This is a genomic window from Vibrio sp. L85, assembly GCF_963871815.1.
In the GTDB taxonomy this organism is placed as follows: domain Bacteria; phylum Pseudomonadota; class Gammaproteobacteria; order Enterobacterales; family Vibrionaceae; genus Vibrio; species Vibrio harveyi.
The window spans coordinates 1-300 of the sequence record NZ_CAWMYL010000252.1; the positions used below are offsets into that span (position 1 = coordinate 1).

1 protein-coding gene is annotated in these 300 nt (G+C 56.0%); it reads right to left on the reverse strand.

The window, feature by feature from the left end:
- Positions 1-37: 37 nt before the first annotated feature.
- A partial coding sequence (locus tag AACR11_RS29915) for a hypothetical protein (RefSeq protein WP_416316086.1) occupies positions 38-300 on the reverse strand: 263 nt, incomplete at its 5' end.

The following is a 300-nucleotide window of genomic DNA, read 5'->3' on the forward strand; positions in this document are numbered from 1 at the left end:
TCTACAGAGGATTATGTCTTTTTAGAGGGGAAAATCCCTAGAACCCCACCTTGAGACAGAACGCGCCTTGGTCAGAATCCCAGTCGCTGGGCGGGTTTGCGCCTACGCTCTTGACCCCCACGAGGTCTGGAAAGGGTACGACAACGCCAAAGAATACGCGGCCTTCGTGACCAAGACGCTGGTCAACAAGGACGGCGATATTAAGCGCCGGATCATGTCGATGTTTAGCCCAGAGGAACGCCCAGACGACAGGGAGTGACGGGCACTGGCTGGCAATGTCTAGCAACGGCAGGCATTTCG